Annotated in this window: 15 protein-coding genes; 13 read left to right on the top strand and 2 right to left on the bottom strand. The window is 62.8% G+C overall.

What is annotated here, in order from left to right:
* Nucleotides 1-22 precede the first annotated feature (22 nt).
* The 8 genes from flgE to LDJ84_RS21510 all read left to right on the top strand — a co-directional run bounded on the left by flgE (nucleotide 23) and on the right by LDJ84_RS21510 (nucleotide 9,924).
* Nucleotides 23-1,330 (top strand): flagellar hook protein FlgE, encoded by a 1,308-nt coding sequence (flgE, locus tag LDJ84_RS21545; RefSeq protein WP_024764916.1) that lies wholly within the window; start codon nucleotides 23-25, stop codon nucleotides 1,328-1,330.
* A gap of 221 nt (nucleotides 1,331-1,551) precedes the next feature.
* On the top strand, nucleotides 1,552-2,295 hold the full coding sequence (gene flgF, locus LDJ84_RS21540; protein ID WP_226045391.1) for a flagellar basal-body rod protein FlgF: 744 nt from the start codon (nucleotides 1,552-1,554) through the stop codon (nucleotides 2,293-2,295).
* Between the two features lie 56 nt (nucleotides 2,296-2,351).
* The gene (flgG, locus tag LDJ84_RS21535) at nucleotides 2,352-3,137 is read left to right on the top strand and encodes a flagellar basal-body rod protein FlgG (RefSeq protein WP_024764918.1); all 786 of its coding nucleotides are present in this window, start codon (nucleotides 2,352-2,354) and stop codon (nucleotides 3,135-3,137) included.
* Nucleotides 3,138-3,178: 41 nt separating this feature from the next.
* Complete coding sequence (gene flgH / locus LDJ84_RS21530) at nucleotides 3,179-3,871, top strand: flagellar basal body L-ring protein FlgH (RefSeq protein ID WP_037014602.1); 693 nt, start codon at nucleotides 3,179-3,181, stop codon at nucleotides 3,869-3,871.
* A 101-nt stretch (nucleotides 3,872-3,972) separates the two neighbouring features.
* Nucleotides 3,973-5,028 (top strand): flagellar basal body P-ring protein FlgI, encoded by a 1,056-nt coding sequence (locus LDJ84_RS21525; protein WP_235376402.1) that lies wholly within the window; start codon nucleotides 3,973-3,975, stop codon nucleotides 5,026-5,028.
* Between the two features lie 10 nt (nucleotides 5,029-5,038).
* The gene (flgJ, locus tag LDJ84_RS21520; protein WP_169889538.1) at nucleotides 5,039-6,286 is read left to right on the top strand and encodes a flagellar assembly peptidoglycan hydrolase FlgJ; all 1,248 of its coding nucleotides are present in this window, start codon (nucleotides 5,039-5,041) and stop codon (nucleotides 6,284-6,286) included.
* Between the two features lie 34 nt (nucleotides 6,287-6,320).
* Nucleotides 6,321-8,318: a flagellar hook-associated protein FlgK gene (gene flgK / locus LDJ84_RS21515; RefSeq protein ID WP_037014600.1), complete on the top strand. Its 1,998-nt coding sequence runs from the start codon at nucleotides 6,321-6,323 to the stop codon at nucleotides 8,316-8,318.
* Between the two features lie 10 nt (nucleotides 8,319-8,328).
* Nucleotides 8,329-9,924 carry a flagellar hook-associated protein 3 gene (locus LDJ84_RS21510; protein ID WP_205346109.1) on the top strand — a complete coding sequence of 532 codons (1,596 nt, stop codon included), beginning with the start codon at nucleotides 8,329-8,331 and terminating at the stop codon, nucleotides 9,922-9,924.
* A gap of 72 nt (nucleotides 9,925-9,996) precedes the next feature.
* Here LDJ84_RS21510 and LDJ84_RS21505 read toward each other — a convergent pair whose 3' ends face one another.
* Together LDJ84_RS21505 and LDJ84_RS21500 are read right to left on the bottom strand one after the other, a co-directional pair.
* Nucleotides 9,997-11,802, bottom strand: a complete 1,806-nt coding sequence (locus LDJ84_RS21505) for an FkbM family methyltransferase (RefSeq protein WP_065086329.1) — start codon at nucleotides 11,800-11,802, stop codon at nucleotides 9,997-9,999.
* Between the two features lie 82 nt (nucleotides 11,803-11,884).
* A complete protein-coding gene (locus LDJ84_RS21500; RefSeq protein ID WP_065086328.1) occupies nucleotides 11,885-13,516 on the bottom strand; it encodes a tetratricopeptide repeat protein in 1,632 nt (543 codons plus the stop codon).
* Nucleotides 13,517-13,740: 224 nt separating this feature from the next.
* Between LDJ84_RS21500 and LDJ84_RS21495 the strand changes: the two genes are divergently transcribed.
* The 5 genes from LDJ84_RS21495 (at nucleotide 13,741) to fliT (ending at nucleotide 17,667) form a co-directional block, all read left to right on the top strand.
* Nucleotides 13,741-14,901, top strand: a complete 1,161-nt coding sequence (locus LDJ84_RS21495; RefSeq protein WP_065086327.1) for a flagellin — start codon at nucleotides 13,741-13,743, stop codon at nucleotides 14,899-14,901.
* A gap of 78 nt (nucleotides 14,902-14,979) precedes the next feature.
* The gene (locus tag LDJ84_RS21490; protein WP_065086326.1) at nucleotides 14,980-15,318 is read left to right on the top strand and encodes a flagellar protein FlaG; all 339 of its coding nucleotides are present in this window, start codon (nucleotides 14,980-14,982) and stop codon (nucleotides 15,316-15,318) included.
* A gap of 101 nt (nucleotides 15,319-15,419) precedes the next feature.
* Nucleotides 15,420-16,826 (top strand): flagellar filament capping protein FliD, encoded by a 1,407-nt coding sequence (gene fliD / locus LDJ84_RS21485; protein ID WP_065086325.1) that lies wholly within the window; start codon nucleotides 15,420-15,422, stop codon nucleotides 16,824-16,826.
* A 137-nt stretch (nucleotides 16,827-16,963) separates the two neighbouring features.
* A complete protein-coding gene (gene fliS / locus LDJ84_RS21480; protein WP_065086324.1) occupies nucleotides 16,964-17,344 on the top strand; it encodes a flagellar export chaperone FliS in 381 nt (126 codons plus the stop codon).
* A gap of 26 nt (nucleotides 17,345-17,370) precedes the next feature.
* Nucleotides 17,371-17,667, top strand: coding sequence for a flagellar protein FliT (gene fliT, locus LDJ84_RS21475; protein ID WP_024764931.1), 297 nt, complete (start codon nucleotides 17,371-17,373; stop codon nucleotides 17,665-17,667).
* Nucleotides 17,668-17,719: the final 52 nt, after the last annotated feature.

Raw genomic sequence — 17,719 nt, 5'->3', positions numbered from 1 at the left:
CGTTTCGGCACAGGAGCAACACATGTCTTTCAACACCGCCCTGAGTGGACTCAACGCCGCGTCGATGGACCTGAACGTCACCGGCAACAACATCGCCAACGTCGGCACCACCGGCTTCAAGTCGTCGCGTACCGAGTTCGCCGACCTCTATGCCTCCTCGATGCTCGGCACCGGCCGCATCGCCGTGGGTAACGGGGTGGTCACCCAGTCCGTCTCGCAGCAGTTCACCCAGGGCAACCTGAGCACCACCGGGCGCAGCCTGGACCTGGCGGTGAGCGGCAACGGCTTCTTCATGACCAGCGACAACGGCAGCCGCGTCTATACCCGCAACGGTACCTTCAACACCGACGCCAGCGGTTATATCGTCGATGGCTCGGGCAACCGCCTGCAGGGCTACGGCGTCAACGCCAACGGCAACATCGTCAATGGCGTGATCACCGACCTGAAGGTCGATACCGCCAACCAGCCGCCGAGCCCGACTTCGAAGATCACCTCGACCCTGAGCCTGAACTCCAACGCCACCACGCCCAAGACCACGCCGTTCGATGCCACCGACTCGGACAGCTACAACTGGTCGACCTCCGTGGACATCTACGACTCCCAGGGCAACTCGCACACCATGACGAACTACTTCGTCAAGGACGCCGCCAACAACTGGAGCATGTACACCCTGGTCGACGGCCGTAACCCGCAGACGCCGACCAGCACTACGCCGCTGAGCAGCGACATCACCTTCAATAGCGCCGGCCAACTGACGGGCATCACCTCCACCGGCATGACCGTCAACGCCGACAAGACCATGACCCTGACGGGCTGGACGCCGGCAGCTGTCACCGACTCCACCACCAGCCCGGTGACCTGGGGCGCCAACGGCGCGGCGGGGGCGACCGGCGGCATCAGCATCGACCTGACCAAGACCACCCAGACCAACGGCTCCTTCGCCGTGACCGCGGTGACCCAGGACGGCTACGCCACCGGCCAGATGTCCGGCCTGTCGTTCGCCGAGGACGGCCAGATGTACGCCACCTACACCAACGGCCAGTCCAAGGTGATCGGCCAGGTGATTCTGGCCAACTTTGCCAACACTCAGGGTCTGACCCCGGTCGGCAATACCGGCTGGAAGCAGTCGCTGGCCTCGGGCGAGGCAGTGATCGGCACGCCGACCTCCGGCACCCTCGGCTCGGTGGGCTCGGGCACGCTGGAGGAATCCAACGTCGACCTGACGGCGCAGCTGGTGAACCTGATCGTCGCCCAGCGCAACTACCAGGCGAACGCCAAGACCGTACAGACCGAGAGCACCATTTCCGACACCATCATCAACCTGCGTTGATGAGGTCTGCCGGCAACAACGCTCTCCGTCGGCAAATCGTCCTTTGCCGCAGGCGGCAGTCCTTCGCCGCCTGACGCTCATCGAGGCTCCTTCGGGAGCCTTTGTTTTTTGATAAATCCTTCTCTGTCAGCGTCTTGCGCTTGTTTTCAGCGTTCTGGCACAACCCTTGCTGAAGTCCCTCCAGCACCGCCGGGAATCCGACCCGGCACTGGAGGAATGCCTTGGACAGAATGCTGTATGTCGCCATGAGCGGAGCGAGCCAGAACACCCTGGCCATGCAGGCTCACGCCAACAACCTGGCGAACATTTCCACGAGCGGTTTTCGTCGCGACTTCGAACAGGCGCGCGCGATGCCGGTCTTCGGTGACAGCTTTCCGGCGCGCGTCTACGCCATGAGCGAGCGCCCGGCCACCGACTTCACCGCCGGCGCCCTGCAGGAAACCGGCCGTGACCTCGATGTCGCCGCCAAGGGCGACGCCTGGATCGCCGTGCAGGCGCCCGACGGCGGCGAAGCCTACGTGCGCACCGGCAGCCTGGAAATCGACGCCCTCGGCCAGCTGCGCACCGGCAATGGCATGCCGGTGATCGGCAATGGCGGGCCGATTGCCGTGCCGCCGGAAGAGAAGATCGAGATAGGCGACGACGGCACCATCACCGTCCGTGGTCTGGGCAACCAGCCCAATGCGCTGGCCACCGTCGACCGCATCAAGCTGGTCACGCCCGATCCCAAGCAGTTGGAGAAGGGCGCCGATGGCCTGATCCGCCTGAAGGCCGGGCAGCCCGCGCCGCAGGCCGATGCCAACGCCAGCCTGCAGTCCGGCGTGCTGGAAGCCAGCAACGTCAACGCCGTCGAAGAGATGACCTCGATCCTGGCGCTGTCCCGCCAGTTCGAGCTGCACGTGAAGATGATGCGCACCGCCGAGAATGACTCCCAGGCCATGGCGCGTGTTTTGCAATTCAGCTGATAACACCTGATTACCCGTTCGAGGCGCCATGAATCCGGCGCCCGAGGAGAGAAAACATGCTTCCGGCACTTTGGGTCAGCAAGACCGGTCTGTCCGCCCAGGACATGAACCTGACGACCATCTCGAACAACCTGGCGAACGTGTCCACCACGGGCTTCAAGCGTGACCGCGCGGAGTTCCAGGACCTGCTCTACCAGATCAAGCGGCAGCCCGGCGCCAACACTACCCAGGACAACCAGCTGCCCTCGGGCCTGCAACTGGGTACCGGTGTGCGCATCGTCGGCACCCAGAAGAACTTCACCGCCGGCAGCCTGCAGACCACCGACAACCCGCTGGACATGGCCATCAACGGCCGTGGCTTCCTGCAGGTGCTGACCCCGGACGGCACCGTCGCCTACACCCGTGACGGCAGCTTCCACCTGAACTCCGACGGGCAGATCGTCACCTCCAACGGCAACGCCCTGGAGCCGGCCATCGTCGTCCCGGCGGAAACCCAGACCTTCACCGTCGGCAACGACGGCACCGTCTCGGTCACCGTCGCCGGCAACGCCACGCCGCAGATCATCGGCAACATCCAGACCGCCGACTTCATCAACCCGGCGGGCCTGCAGGCCACCGGCAACAACCTGTTCCTGGAGACCGCCGCCAGCGGCGCGCCGCAGGTTGGCACTCCCGGCCTGAACGGCCTGGGCACCGTGCTGCAGAACACCCTGGAGAACTCCAACGTCAGCGTGGTGGAGGAGATGGTGAACATGATCACCACCCAGCGCGCCTACGAGATGAACTCCAAGGTGATCTCCACCGCGGACCAGATGCTCTCGTTCGTGACGCAAAACCTGTAAGTCCTGATCCCGTAGTCGCTCTCCCCGAGAGGTAGCTGTAGATGAACCGTTCCCACCTCCTTCCGCTGCTGGCCATCGCCGCGTTGGCAGGGTGCGTGAGCCCGCCGCCCAAGCCGGACGACCCCTATTACGCGCCGGTGCTGCCGCGCACGCCCGCGCCGGCTGCGCAGAACAACGGGTCGATCTACCAGGCCGGGTTCGAGAACAACCTCTACGGCGACCGCAAGGCCTTCCGCGTGGGTGACATCATCACCATCACCCTCAACGAGAAGACCCAGGCGAGCAAGAAGGCCAGTTCGGACATCTCCAAGGACAGCAAGAACAAGCTCGGCCTGACTTCGATGTTCGGCAGCAGCCTGACCACCAACAACCCGGTGGGCAGCGGTGACCTGAGCCTCTCCGCCGAGTATTCGGGCAACCGCGAGAGCAAGGGCGACAGCCAGGCCGGGCAGAGCAACAGCCTGACCGGCTCGATCACCGTTACCGTCGCCGACGTCATGCCCAACGGCATCATCGCCGTGCGCGGCGAAAAGTGGATGACCCTGAACACCGGCAACGAGCTGGTGCGCATCGCCGGCCTGGTCCGCGCCGACGACATCGCCACCGACAACACCGTACCGTCCACCCGCGTGGCCGACGCGCGCATCACCTACTCGGGCACCGGTGCGTTCGCCGATGCGAGCCAGCCGGGCTGGTTCGATCGATTCTTCCTCAGCCCGCTGTTCCCGTTCTGAGGATGATGAGCATGGCCTTCTCTGGAAAAACGCTGGTGGCGATTGCGGGCCGAGTCCGCTCCTACGTCCTGGTGGCGTTCTGTGCGTTGCTGGCGGTGCCGATGGCACAGGCCGAGCGGCTGAAAGACATCGCCACCATCCAGGGCGTGCGCAACAACCAGCTGATCGGCTACGGCCTGGTCGTCGGCCTCAATGGCACGGGCGACCAGACCACCCAGACGCCCTTCACCCTGCAGACCTTCAACAACATGCTGGCGCAGTTCGGCATCAAGGTCCCGGCCGGTTCGGGCAACGTGCAGCTGAAGAACGTCGCGGCGGTGTCCATCCATGCCGACCTACCGCCGTTCGCCAAGCCGGGCCAGGCCATCGACGTCACCGTCTCCTCCATCGGCAACGCCAAGAGCCTGCGTGGCGGCAGCCTGCTGATGACCCAGCTCAAGGGTATCGACGGCCAGACCTACGCGATCGCCCAGGGCAACCTCGTGGTCGGCGGCTTCGATGCCGAGGGCCGCGATGGCTCCAAGATCACCGTCAACGTGCCGTCGGCCGGCCGCATCCCGGCGGGCGCCACGGTGGAACGTGCCGTGCCGAGCGGCTTCGACCAGGGCAACAGCCTGACCCTGAACCTCAACCGCCCGGACTTCACCACCGCCAAGCACATCGTCGACCGCATCAACGAACTGCTCGGCCCGGGCGTCGCCCAGGCAGTGGACGGCGGCTCGGTGCGCGTGAGCGCGCCGCTGGATCCGAACCAGCGTGTGGACTACATGTCGGTGCTGGAAAACCTCGACGTGCAGGCCGGCGAAGCGGTGGCCAAGGTCATCATCAACTCGCGGACCGGCACCATCGTGATCGGCCAGAACGTGCGCGTGTCGCCGGCTGCCGTGACCCACGGCAGCCTGACCGTGACCATCACCGAAGACCCCATCGTCAGCCAGCCCGGCCCGTTCTCCAACGGCCAGACCGCCGTGGTCCCGCGTTCGCGGGTGAACGCCGACCAGGAAGCCAAGCCGATGTTCAAGTTCGGCCCGGGCACCACGCTGGATGAAATCGTCCGCGCCGTTAACCAGGTGGGCGCCGCGCCCAGCGACCTGATGGCGATCCTCGAAGCCCTGAAACAGGCCGGCGCACTGCAAGCCGACCTGATCGTGATCTGAGGACGCCGACGTGGATGCCAGACTGCTTTCCTCCAGCACTTCCAGCACCGACAGCGGGTCCTACACCGACCTCAATCGCCTGTCGGCGATGAAGACCGGTTCGGCCCGCGACAGCGCCGGCAACATCCGCAAGGTCGCCCAGGAATTCGAATCGCTGTTCATGAACGAGATGCTCAAGTCCATGCGCTCGGCCAACGAGGTGTTCGCCAAGGACAACCCGATGAACAGCGAGGCCTCCAAACAGTACCAGGACATGTACGACCACCAGCTGTCGGTGTCGCTGGCCACCCAGGGCCATGGCATCGGCCTGGCCGACGTGCTGGTCAAGCAGATGGAAAAGATGCGGGGCGTGCGCCACACCGGCAACAACCCGTTCGCCCAGGCAGGTGCCCAGGCCGCTGCCGACGCGACGCCGAGCGCGACGGCCACTGCAGCCGCCTCCGACCGCCAGAAAGCCCGCAGCCTGTGGTCGTCCAACGGCAAGGACCTGCCCCAGCCCGAAGCCGGCCGCGATGATCGCCAGGCCCTGAATTCGCGTCGCCTGGCCCTGCCGGGCAAGCTCGCCCAGCGCATCGCCGCCGGTATCGTGCCGGGCGCCGACAGCGGCAACGCCGTGGCTTCCAGCGCCGGCCAGCCGGCGCAGCTGGCCAGCAACGACTGGCGTGGCAACCGCGCCTACACGCAGCAGATCGACACCCGCGTGCCGGTCGCAGACGTCGACACCTCGGCCATCTCCACCAAGCCGGGCAAGTCGATGTTCGCCTCCGCCGACGACTTCATCAGCACCATGCTGCCCATGGCCGAGCGCGCCGCCAAGCGCATTGGCGTCGACCCGCGCTATCTGGTGGCCCAGGCCGCGCTGGAAACCGGCTGGGGCAAGAAGATGATCGCCCAGCGCGACGGCAGCAGCAGCCACAACCTGTTCGGCATCAAGAGCGGCTCCAGCTGGAAGGGCGATTCCGCCCGCGCCACCACGACCGAATTCGAGAACGGCAAGCAGGTCCGGGAGGTGGCGTCGTTCCGCGCCTACAACTCCTTCGAGCAGAGCTTCCAGGATTACGTGAGCTTCCTGCAGAACAACGACCGCTACCAGGGCGCGCTGGATTCCGCCGCGCGCCCGGATCAATTCATGAAGGAGTTGCAACGCGCCGGCTACGCCACCGACCCGCAGTACGCACGGAAGGTGAATCAGATCGCCAAGCAGATGCAGGTCTACCAGACCGTGGCGATGGCCGACGCCCCGACCCGCGCCCTTTGATGCCCACCTCAAGGGAACGCTCTAAGGAAAGCCCATGAGCCTACTATCCATCGGACTGTCCGGACTCAATGCCTCGCAAGCGGCACTGAGCACCACCGGCAACAACATCACCAACGTCAACACGGCCGGCTACACCCGCCAGTCGACGTCGCAGGTGACCTCTGCCGAGCAGTTCGCCGGGCAGTACTACGTCGGCACCGGCACCACGGTGCAGGACGTGCGCCGGATGTACAGCGAGTTCCTGGCCAACCAGTTGCGCGGCGCCACCTCGGTGGACAGCGATGCGCAGACCTACCTGTCCCAGGTCAACCAGATCGACTCGCTGCTGTCCGACAGCACCACCGGCCTGTCCAAGGTCATGCAGAATTTCTTCGCCTCGCTGCAGACCGCCTCGGCCACGCCGACCGACGCCGCCTCGCGCCAGCTGGTGTTGACCCAGGCCAACAACCTGGCGCAGCGCTTCAATTCGATTTCCACCCAGCTGGGCACCCAGAACAGCTACGTCAACACCCAGATGGACAGCCTGGCCGGGCAGGTCACCGACCTGGCCAAGACCATCGCCCAGTACAACCAGGCGATCATTGCCGCCGAGGCCGGCGGCGCCAGCGCCAACGACCTGCAGGACAAGCGCGACCAGGCGGTGCTGCAGCTCTCGGGCATGATCGGCGTCAGCGTGGTCAAGCAGGGCAGCAGCCTCAACCTTTACCTGGGCTCCGGGCAGCCGCTGGTGGTGGGCGCCAACTCCTCCACCCTGACTGCCGGGCCGAGCGCCAACAACCCGTCGCAGTTCAGCCTGAGCCTGAGCTCCGGCAGCTCGACCATGGACGTCACCTCGGTGGTCACCGGCGGCCAGATGGGCGGCCTGCTGCGCTACCGCAGCGATGTGCTCGACACGACCCAGAACGAACTCGGGCGCATGGCCATCGTCCTCGCCGACACCTTCAACAGCCAGCTGGCCCAGGGCCTGGACCTGAACGGCAATTTCGGCGCGCAGCTGTTCAAGGACATCAATGACGCCAGCGTGATCGGCAACCGTAGCCTGGCCAACACCCATAACACCGGTACCGGCAACCTCAACGTCAACATCACCGACAGCGGCGCGCTGACCACCAGTGACTACGAGGTGACCTTCACCTCTGCCACCGGCTACACCATCAAGCGTTCCTCCGATGGCACGGTGCTGGGCAGCGGTGACCTGACCGACAACCCGCCGAAGGAATTCGACGGCTTCAGCATCAGCCAGCAGAGCGTCGGCACGGTGCAGGCCGGCGACCGCTTCACCGTGATCCCGACCCGCACCGCCGCAGCGGACATCTCGGTCACCATGACCGACTCCAACCGCCTGGCCTTCGCCTCGGCGGTGACCGCCAGCACCACCACCGGCAACATCGGCAGCGGCACCATCAGCGGCACCAGCCTAACCTCGCAGCTGGACTCGACCAACAGCGCGGCCATGTCGGCGGCAATCAAGGCTGGCCTGCCGGTCAAGCTGGTGTTCGACGCCGCCAGCGGCGGCACCCAGGGCTATACCATCTACGACTCGGCCGGCAATCCGCTGGGCACCGGCAACATCGTGCCGGGGCAGAGCAACGACCTCAGCATTACCGTGCCGGGCACGCCGTCGTTCACCTTCGAGACCACCATCGCCGGCTATCCGGGGCAGGGCGACAGCTTCTCCGTGGCCTTCAACAGCGACGGCGACGCCGACAACACCAACGCGCAGAAGCTGATCGACTTGCAGAGTGCCAAGACCGTTGGCAGCGGCACCGGCAGTGGTAGCGGCATGAGCCTGACCGGCGCATACAGCAGCCTGACGGAGACCGTCGGCGCCACCGCCAACCAGGCCAAGCTCGACGCCACCGCCACCGAGGCGGTGCTGACCCAGGCACAAGGCACGCGCGATTCGCTGTCGGCGGTGAACCTCGATGAGGAAGCGGCCAACCTGGTCAAGTTCCAGCAGTACTACACGGCCTCCGCGCAGGTCATCAAGACCGCGCAGACGCTCTTCGACACTTTGATCAACAACATCTGAGGAGGCCGAAATGGTAGTGCGAATTTCCACCCCGCAGATCTTCAACTCCAACATCGACAACTACAACCGCGGCTACGCGACCCTGTCCAAGCTGCAGGAGCAGATCTCCAGCGGCACGCGCATCCAGACGCCCGCCGACGACCCCGTCGGCGCCGCGCGTCTGCTGCAACTGGAACAGCAGCAGGCGCTGCTGACCCAGTACAGCGGCAACATGACCAGCGCGACCAACAGCCTGAACCAGGAACAGAGCGTCCTCGACTCCATCACCACTGCCTTGCAGCGCGCCCGTGAACTGACGCTGCGCGCCGGCGACGGCTCGATGACCGACGAAGACCGCGGCGCCATCAGCGATGAACTGGGCGCCATCCAGAACCAGCTGCTGACCCTGATGAACAGCAAGGACGCCGGCGGCAATTACCTGTTCTCCGGCAGCAAGAGCACCGTGCAGCCCTTCGTGCAGAATGCCGACGGCAGCTTCAGCTACCAGGGCGACCAGAGCACCCTCAAGCTGCAGATCTCCGACAACCTGACGATGTCGACCAACGACAACGGCTGGAGCATCTTCGAGATGGCGGCCAACGCCAGCCGCACCACCAGCTCCCTGACCAGCAATCCCAATGCCGATGGAGTGCAGCGTGCGTTTCTGTCCCAGGGCACGGTGACCAGCGACAGCAGCTACAGCGCGAGCTTCCGCGACGGCGCGCCCTACACGCTGAACGTGCTCAGCGGTACGCAGTACCAGATCCTCGACAAGGACGGCAACGACGTCACCAGCGATGCCACCACCAATGGCACCTATGACGCGACCTCCACTGACAGCAATGCCATCAACTTCCGCGGCGCGCAGTTCCAGCTCGACGTGTCGCTGCAGAAGACCGATGACGCCAGCACCATGGACAGCCTGGTGAGCGGCTACAGCTTCAGCTTCGGCGCGGCGACCGACACCCTGTCGGTCAAACGCAGCGCCACCAATACGTCGACCGCGCAGATCACCTCTGCGACAGTGAGCAACAACACCAGCTACACCACGCAGTTCCCCAGCGGTGGCGTGCAGCTCAAGTTCACCAGCGCCACCGCCTACGAGGTCTACGCGCTACCCACCAGCCAGGGCGCGATGCCGTTGTCCACCGGGACGGTGGGGGCGACTTTCCCGCAGACGGTGACCGTGGCCGGCGTGGACATGACCATCAGCGCCGCCCCAGCGACCGGTGACCAGTTCTCCGTCACCGCCAGCTCGCCGGAGCGGCAGAACATCCTCAACACCATCGGCGACCTGCGCAAGGCGCTGGACACCTCCACCGCCAACAACCCGCAGGCGCAGTTGACCATCCGCAACATGGTGGCCAGCGCGATCACCAACCTGGACAAGGCCAGCGACCAGGTACTGGCGACCCAGTCGTCGATTGGTGCGCGGCTCAATACCATCGATGTGCTCGACCAGGAAAACCAGAGCCTGGCGCTGACCAACACCACCACGCAGTCGTCGATCCGCGACACCGACATGGCCGCGGCGACCTCGCAGCTGGTGCTGCAGCAGACCATGCTCGAAGCCGCCCAGGCGGCGTTCGCGCGGATCAGTCAGCTGAGTCTGTTCAACAAACTCTGAGGGGCAAGCAGCGAGGCCAAATAAAAAGGGGGATGTCTATGGACATCCCCTTTTGATTTGTCGCTCCGTGGCTTAAGCGTGTTTGAGATGAAGGAAAGTGAGGCGGCTGTCCAGTTGTTCGTGGGCACCAGAGGCTGCTTTGTGCGGCAGCTTCTGGTAACGGTGGAGTTGGAAACCATGCTGGTTAGCCTGGGTCAGGTACCACTCGGCATCCCGATAGCGATGGCTTTCGTTGAAGGCGTTGTTCCAGCGAGAGTCCATCAGGTCCAACAATAGGACATCGCCTTGGTGGTGCTTCAAACCTTTGAGGATCATGCTGAATTGCTCTGCGCTCAGAGTACCGAGCAGCTCACCCAGGAAAATACTCTTTCCTGCAAATCTCTGGCTCAGGTCAGCAAGGGCGTTGTCACCAAGGGTGTACTCCTGACGATTGGTGATGTCTTTTGCTGCGAGCCGGCCTTCGGTCAGGATCAACTCAAGTGTCGGCTGCGTTCCGATTGACGACACGAGATAGTCCTGGATCGACCAGCCGCATGGCGGCTGCTCTTTGGCCAGAGGCATGCGCGAGGTCCATTCGCGAGTGGCAGCGACTCCTCCGTCATAGAAGCCCGGCCGAGTGGCTTGGGGCAATAGGAGATAGTTGGAGGCATTTACCAGTTCGAATGCACGATGAATCCGGTAGTCATGGGCTCCCGCCCAGGCGAGAAAATGTCCTTTGTTTGCATTGGCAACTTCGATCAGGATGGCCGGTCGTGAGCGTTCAATCAGGGCTTGCGCACCTTGCAATACATCCAGTTCCATGCCCTCCACATCGATTTTCAGCAGGTCGGGAATGGTTTCAGGGTAGAGGTTGTCGAGTGAGTCGATGACTATCTCGCCTGAGTCGTCGCACTTGATGCTGGTGGCCCCGAGGTTGGTGGACTCCAGATGGTCGAAGCTGGCTTTGCCGGCTTTTGCACCTATGCCGATGCGATGAATTTTTGCACTGGATGGGGAGATGCCGTTCAGTGCGAAGTTCTCCTCGAGCAGGTCGGCGGCCGCATCGGTGGGTTCGAAGCAGTGAGTCTCCGCGGCCTGACCGATGCATGCGAAGAACAGGGCATGGTTGCCGATGTTCGCGCCTACATCGAATACGATCGGATTGCGCGGCAACACCAGCAGTGTTTCGCTGAGCTCATTGGTTTCGAAGAACTGTTCGCGGGCCAGTTGATTCTGAATGAGGTCCAGGGTGTTACTCAGTCGGAACCTGACCTGTTTATCGGCGAATGGAACGCTGGCGATAACTTCATTTTCGCTGCAGAAATTTGCGAAAACGCGCGGCATCGCTTCGTTCCAGTCTTTGCCCGTTGCTGCGCGCGGACCGGTCGAATGCTGGCCTCGAACATTGAGGAACAGAGGCTTTTCGATCTTGATGCAGCGTGCATCGCGCCAGACGCGCAGGTAGTACTCGAAGTCTTCTCCGCAGTCCATTTCCGTATTGAAGGGGTGAGCTTCGGCAACTTCTTGGCGGACAAAATGGCCGTTGTGCAGCGTCAGGAAGGGGTGGTTGATCAGAACCTGCTCAAGAGTGGTGATAGGCGCCACGTCATTGGCTCGACGGCTGGCTTGCTGGGTGGCGAGGTTGGCCTCGTAGATCGCCCCCCAGATCGCGTCGTGATCCGCCAGCAGGTGCTCCACATCGGCGAAGGCAGTGGGCGCCATCAGCTCATCAGCGTCGATGAAGAAAATCCAGTCCGCCCCTCGCTGGCCAGCTTCGGCGACGCCGAGGTTCCTGGCCCGAGAACGACCCAGTCCAAGAGTATCGTCCTGAGGCAGGATCTCAACTTCGCTGAAGCCGCCGGTACCATGGGCTATGGCCTGTTCAATGGTGCCGATCACGCGTTGTGACAGCTCCTTGTGCCCAGGTCCTACCGGAATGATTACGCAACACTTCATGATTCTTGTCCTGAAAGTCGAGAGGTCAGAGTTGGCCAGCAGTGCGCAGGGCCGCAATGGCTTTGTCCAGGGCAGGGGCCCACGTACTGATCTGATGATTGCGAATCAGATGAACACTTGGGTACCAGTAACTAGGGCCTTCCTGCAGGCCCCACCGCCAGTTGGGATTGAGCTGGAGCAAGGCAAGAGTGGGAGTGCCCAAGGAGCCAGCCAGGTGAACGGTGGTGTTATCCACGCTAATCACTGCATCGAGGGCTGCAATCTGCGCAGCCTGGGCATCGATGTCGCGCAATGGGTCGATTCGCGCATCGTTATGGATGTGGAGACCGAGTGCGGCCGCTTCCGCGATCTCAGCGACGGTGTCGCCGTACTGCAGATTGATCAACTGGACGTCCGACAAAGCATTGAGCTTGACGAGTTCGGACATGCCGATGCGACGGTTCTGCTTCTGGTTGCCGACGCTGTTCCCGCCTCGCCAGGAAACACCTACCAGTCGCTTGTGGGGATACAGTTGCTGATACTCTTGACGCAATTGCTTGCTGTGCTCCGGGTCCGCCAGCAGGAAACCCGCCTGGTTGGGGAAGCTTTCCAGGGACGGGCGCAATTGCAGCCCAAGGCTGCCCATTGGAATCTGATAGTCGGTCGCCGGCCAGGCCAGTTTTGATACCTCCTGGCCATTTTCCTCGATGCTCATGGGGCTACGCTGGACCAGTTCAACGTCGGGAAAACTGCGTTGGAACAGAGGGACCAGTCGGCTTTCGACTTCGTACTTTAGTGCACCACCGCGCTCCAGCAGTGAGGGCAGCATGCTGGAGAACATGATCTGGTCGCCGATACCCTGTTCACGCCAGACCAGCAGCGAGTGCCCTGCCAGCGGTTCCCCCTGCCAGCGGGGTAGGGGGAAGTCCACATGCTGATCCTTCAGTGCGCTGCCCCAGCGCCATTCGTAATGGCGCCAGCCGCTCTCGAATTCCCCGAGGCGCAGCATGAGGTGCGACAGGTTGTTGTGGGTCTCGTTGTTCTGCGGGTCCAGTTGCAGGACACGGTTGTAGCCCTGGAATGCCTCCTGGTAACGGCCGATCATTTCTTGGGCTACTGCGAGATTGAAGATCAATGGTTCACAGGTCGGGTCGATTTCCAGGCCGGCCTGGCAGGCAGCGACGCTGTCGTGGGTCCTGCCGGTATAGAGATAGACTTGGGCCATCATGTGCAGGGTCAGCAACTGGCCTTCCCGGGGTAACTCTCCGCCCAGTAGGTTCAGCAGCAGAGTTTCGGCTTCTTCGAAACGTTCGGCCTGATTGAGGCTCTCGAAGTACAGACGAAGGCGCCACAGATTTGGCTTGGTGTTGTACCAGGCGCGCGCACGATCCAGGTTGCCGGTGTACAGCCGAGATTTGGCCATGCGTCCGAAGAGCAGGCTGTCAATGTGATCGGTCTGTGGCAAAGCCAGAGCCTGATCGAAATGGTTTCGGGCGCGCTCCTCGTCCCCTTTGTCCCAATAGAGAACGCCGAGCTGCGCCTGGCCCAGAGCTAGGTCGGGCTTTTCCTTGACCAACTCTTCGTAGAGGGCGATTTGCTGAGCGATGTCCTGCCGGTCCTCGGCAATCTTTAGGGCATCGACGATTCGCTGGAGTTTCTGGCGAGTTGCGTTGTGCATAGTGAGACGGGGCCTGTAGCAAGTGGTGGCGCAAATTTGACGACGTGGTAGCTACCAGCAAGAACGGGGCCAGCCGGGAAATTTCGGGGAGATGAAAAGAAATTTGAAAAAAGGGCTAAAGCGATTGACGAAGACGACGATAACCCTAACGAAGGTTCTCCACGCCATTTCGGATCTGATAGCGGCAAGGAGAGGCCACCTAGCCCTAATACGAGGAATCCGTCATGGCTCTTACCGTTAATACCAACATCGCCTCGCTGTCGGTTCAAAAGAACCTGACCAAGGCCTCCAACTCCCTGACCACTTCGATGACCCGTCTGTCCACCGGCCTGCGTATCAACAGCGCCAAGGACGACGCCGCCGGCTCGCAGATATCCAACCGTCTGACCAGCCAGGTCAAAGGCCTCGATGTGGCTGTGAAGAACGCCCAGGACGCCAACTCCATCGCCCAGGCCGCCGAAGGCGCCCTGCAGGAGTCCACCAACATCCTGCAGCGTATGCGTGAACTGTCCCTGCAGTCCGCCAACGGCTCCAACAGCACCGAAGACCAGGCGTCGCTGAACCAGGAGTTCAAGTCGCTGACCGCTGAACTGACCCGTATTTCCCAGACCACCACCTTCGGTGGCGGTACCTCCGGCATCAAGCTGCTCGACGGCACCGCTGGCGGCACTGGTACCCTGACCTTCCAGGTCGGCGCCAACGCCAACGAAACCGTGAGCTTCACCCTGGGCGACATGAGCGCCTCGGCCCTGAAGGGCACCTCGGTCCTGGCCAGCGAAACCGGTGGCAACGCCATCACCGCCGACACCAACGGCAGTGGCGGTACCGTATCTGCTGCCGGCTCCCTGACCATTAACGGCACCACTGTCAGCATCGCCAAGGGCGCCAGTGCCAACGATATCGCCGCAGCGATCAACACCAACGTCACCGGCGTGTCTGCAAACGTTAACGCCTCCGGCAAGCTGATCCTGACCTCCGGCAAGGACATCGACGTCACTACTGGCGCTGCAACCAGTGGTGACCTCGCCAGTACCCTGGGTCTGGCTGCCGCGACTGCCATCACCTCCTACAGCAGCGTCGACAAACTGGACATCTCCGACTCGACCAACTCGCAGAAGGCCACCCAGGTCATCGACGCCGCGCTGAAGCAGATCGATACCCAGCGTTCCGCACTGGGCGCCATCCAGAACCGTCTGGACAGCACCATCTCCAACCTGCAGAACGTCTCCGAGAACGCCACTGCCGCACGCAGCACCATCCAGGACGTGGACTTCGCTTCGGAAACGGCGCAGATGACCAAGCAGCAGACCCTGCAACAGGCCGCCACCGCGGTACTGGCCCAGGCCAACCAGCTGCCGTCCGCAGTCCTGAAGCTGCTCCAGTAAGGGATTGCCGAAAGGCTATAAATGGAAGGAAGGGCGCCCAGCGCCCTTTCTTGCTTTGCGTGTGGAGGGGGAAACCTGATGGATACCAGCCTCGGAATCAACACCCTGCGACCGGCCGACAACGCCGCCGCGGGCAGCAAGCCGGCCAGCGGCAACAGCTTGCCGCAGAGCGCCAAGGAGTCGCCGGCCAATAACCGCCGAAGCCTGAACGAAGCCGTCAGCCGGCTGCGTGAACAGGCCCAGTCGGTACAGCGCAACCTGGAATTCTCGGTCGATGATGCCAGTGGCGAAACCGTCGTAAAGGTTGTGGCCGCGGATACTGGCGAGGTTATTCGGCAGATTCCTTCGGAAGTTGCACTCAAGTTGGCAGAAAGCCTGAAAGAAGCGGGTAATCTGCTGTTCAGCGAACGCGCCTGATCCCAGATTTCGAGAGATCTGGCGCGATTCTTGAATGGGGCGTTGGTAGACGCAGGCGGTAAAGTCAATTCCGCCAGAAATTTGGACAGGAGGGTAGGCAAATGGCCGGGACTTCGATCAATGGTGTGGGGTCGGGATACGACATCGACTCCATCGTGACTTCGCTGGTGAACGCGCAGAAGGCGCCGAAACAGAGTCAGATCACCAATCAGAAGACCGCGACCAATACCACGCTCTCCGGTATCGGTTCGCTCAAGAGCGCCCTGTCGACTTTCCAGACAGCGCTGAGCAAGCTCAACGACTCCAGCTCCAACTCCTTTGCCGGTCTGGCGGTGAAAAGCTCGAACGCCGATGCGCTGACTGCCACCCTGGGCACCGGGGCTGCAGCGGGCACATACAAGATCGAGGTGAAGAACCTGGCCACTAGCTCCAAGGTGGCAACGCAGTACATCGACAAGGCGGCCACCTTCGGCGCGGGCACCCTGAGCATCTCCCAGGGCAGCAGCACCTATAAGGTCAGCGTCGCTGCCGGCGCGAGCCTGTCGGACATCCGCGACAGCATCAACAGTCAGCTCAAGTCCAGCGGCATCACCGCGAACATCATCACCGACTCCAACGGCCCCCGCCTGGTGCTGGGTTCCAGCGTCACCGGCGCTGGCAGCGACATCAGCATCGCCACCACCGGGGATTCCAGTCTCGGTGTGCTCAAGATCGACGGCGCCGGCACCAAGGCCAGCGCCACGACCGGCGGTTATGTCGACGAGCCGGCGAAGAACGCCAGCTACACCATCGACGGCCTGGAGATGAGCAGCTCGGTGAACAAGATCACCAGCGCCATCAGTGGCGTCGAGTTCGATCTGGTCGATGTGGGCAAGTCCACCGTCACGGTGGATACCAACACCGATGGCCTGAAGACCTCGGTCCAGTCTTTCGTCGATGCCTATAACGCGTTGATGACCTCGATCAACTCGCTGACCAAGATCACCAACACCATGGACGCCGACGGCAATCCGACCACCTCGGCGGCATCGCTGGCCAGTGACGCCATGACGCGCACGCTGCTCAATACCATGCGCAGCGAGCTGGTCGGCTCCTCTACCGAAGGCGGCAGCATCAAGCTGCTGTCGCAGTTGGGTATTTCGACCAAGACCGACGGTACCCTGGCGGTAGACAGCGACAAGCTGGACAAGGCGCTGGAGCAGAATTTCGCCTCGGTGCAGGGGTTCTTCACCGGCTCCGGCGGCCTGCTCTCGCGCATGAGCGGCAACCTCGACGCCTATACCAAGACCAATGGCCTGCTCGATCAACGCACTTCGGCGCTGAACGGCACCCTCAGCGACCTGGCGGATCAGCAGACCAAGCTGACCGATCGCATGGACAAGCTGACGACCACGCTGATGGCCAAGTACAACGCCATGGACTCCCTGGTCGCCCAGCTCAACGCCACCAAGTCCAGTGTGCTGACCACGCTCAACGCGCTGAACAAGACCAGCAGTTCCGACAGCTGATTCCTGAGCGGCCCGCCGCTCTGTGGCGGGTTGCGGGGCCGTACGCCCGTGCTGATTTTTGCCTAAAGGTTTTCCCGCCTGCGCCGATACTTTGAATATCGACGATTTGATCGTTCAGCGAATCAAGGGGAAATCAGATGAACGCTTCGGCAGCGCTGCGCCAGTACCAGAATGTGAACAACCAGTCGCAGGTGCACGACGCCTCTCCCCATCGTCTTATCCAGATGCTGATGGAAGGTGGCCTGAGCCGCATCGCCCAGGCGCGCGGCTCGATGGAGCGCGAGCAGTTCGCTCAGAAGGGCATGCTGATCGCCAAGGCCACCGCGATCATCGCCGGCCTGCGCGAAGCGCTGAACTTCGAGGCGGGTGGCGAGGTGGCGGAAAACTATGCCAACCTTTACGACTACATGAGCCGTCGCCTGGGCGACGCCAACCGCAGCAACGAAGTGCAGGTGCTCGACGAAGTCTCGGGTCTGCTGCGCACCCTCAAGGAAGGCTGGGACGCTATCGCTCCGTGATTGCGGCCTGCCAGGAGATACCGAACATGACTCTCGCCGTCCAGCAGATCGAACAGACCCGCCTCGCTCTCGGGGCCGCACTGGCCCAGGAAGACTGGGAAGCGGTCGCCCAGCTCGACCTTCAGTGTCGCGAGCACGTCGATGCCGCGATGGTCGAGCCGATGGACGATGACAGCGAACTCAAGCGCAGCCTGGAAGGATTGCTGGTGCTCTACCGCGAATTGGTCCAGGCTGTCACTCGGCAGCGCGAAGAGGTGGCAGGCGAAATCGTCCGCGTCAATCGCTCCCACCAGGGCGCCAAGGTTTACCAGATGTTCGGCTGATCCATTCGGATCGGCTCTCTTCGGGCGGTGATCGGTCAGGTACCGTTGGCCG

It is taken from the genome of Pseudomonas sp. HS-18, assembly GCF_020401845.1.
Taxonomy (GTDB): Bacteria; Pseudomonadota; Gammaproteobacteria; order Pseudomonadales; family Pseudomonadaceae; genus Pseudomonas; species Pseudomonas nitroreducens.
Note: the sequence above shows the minus strand (reverse complement) of the source record. Positions and strands in the feature narration are given on the sequence as shown.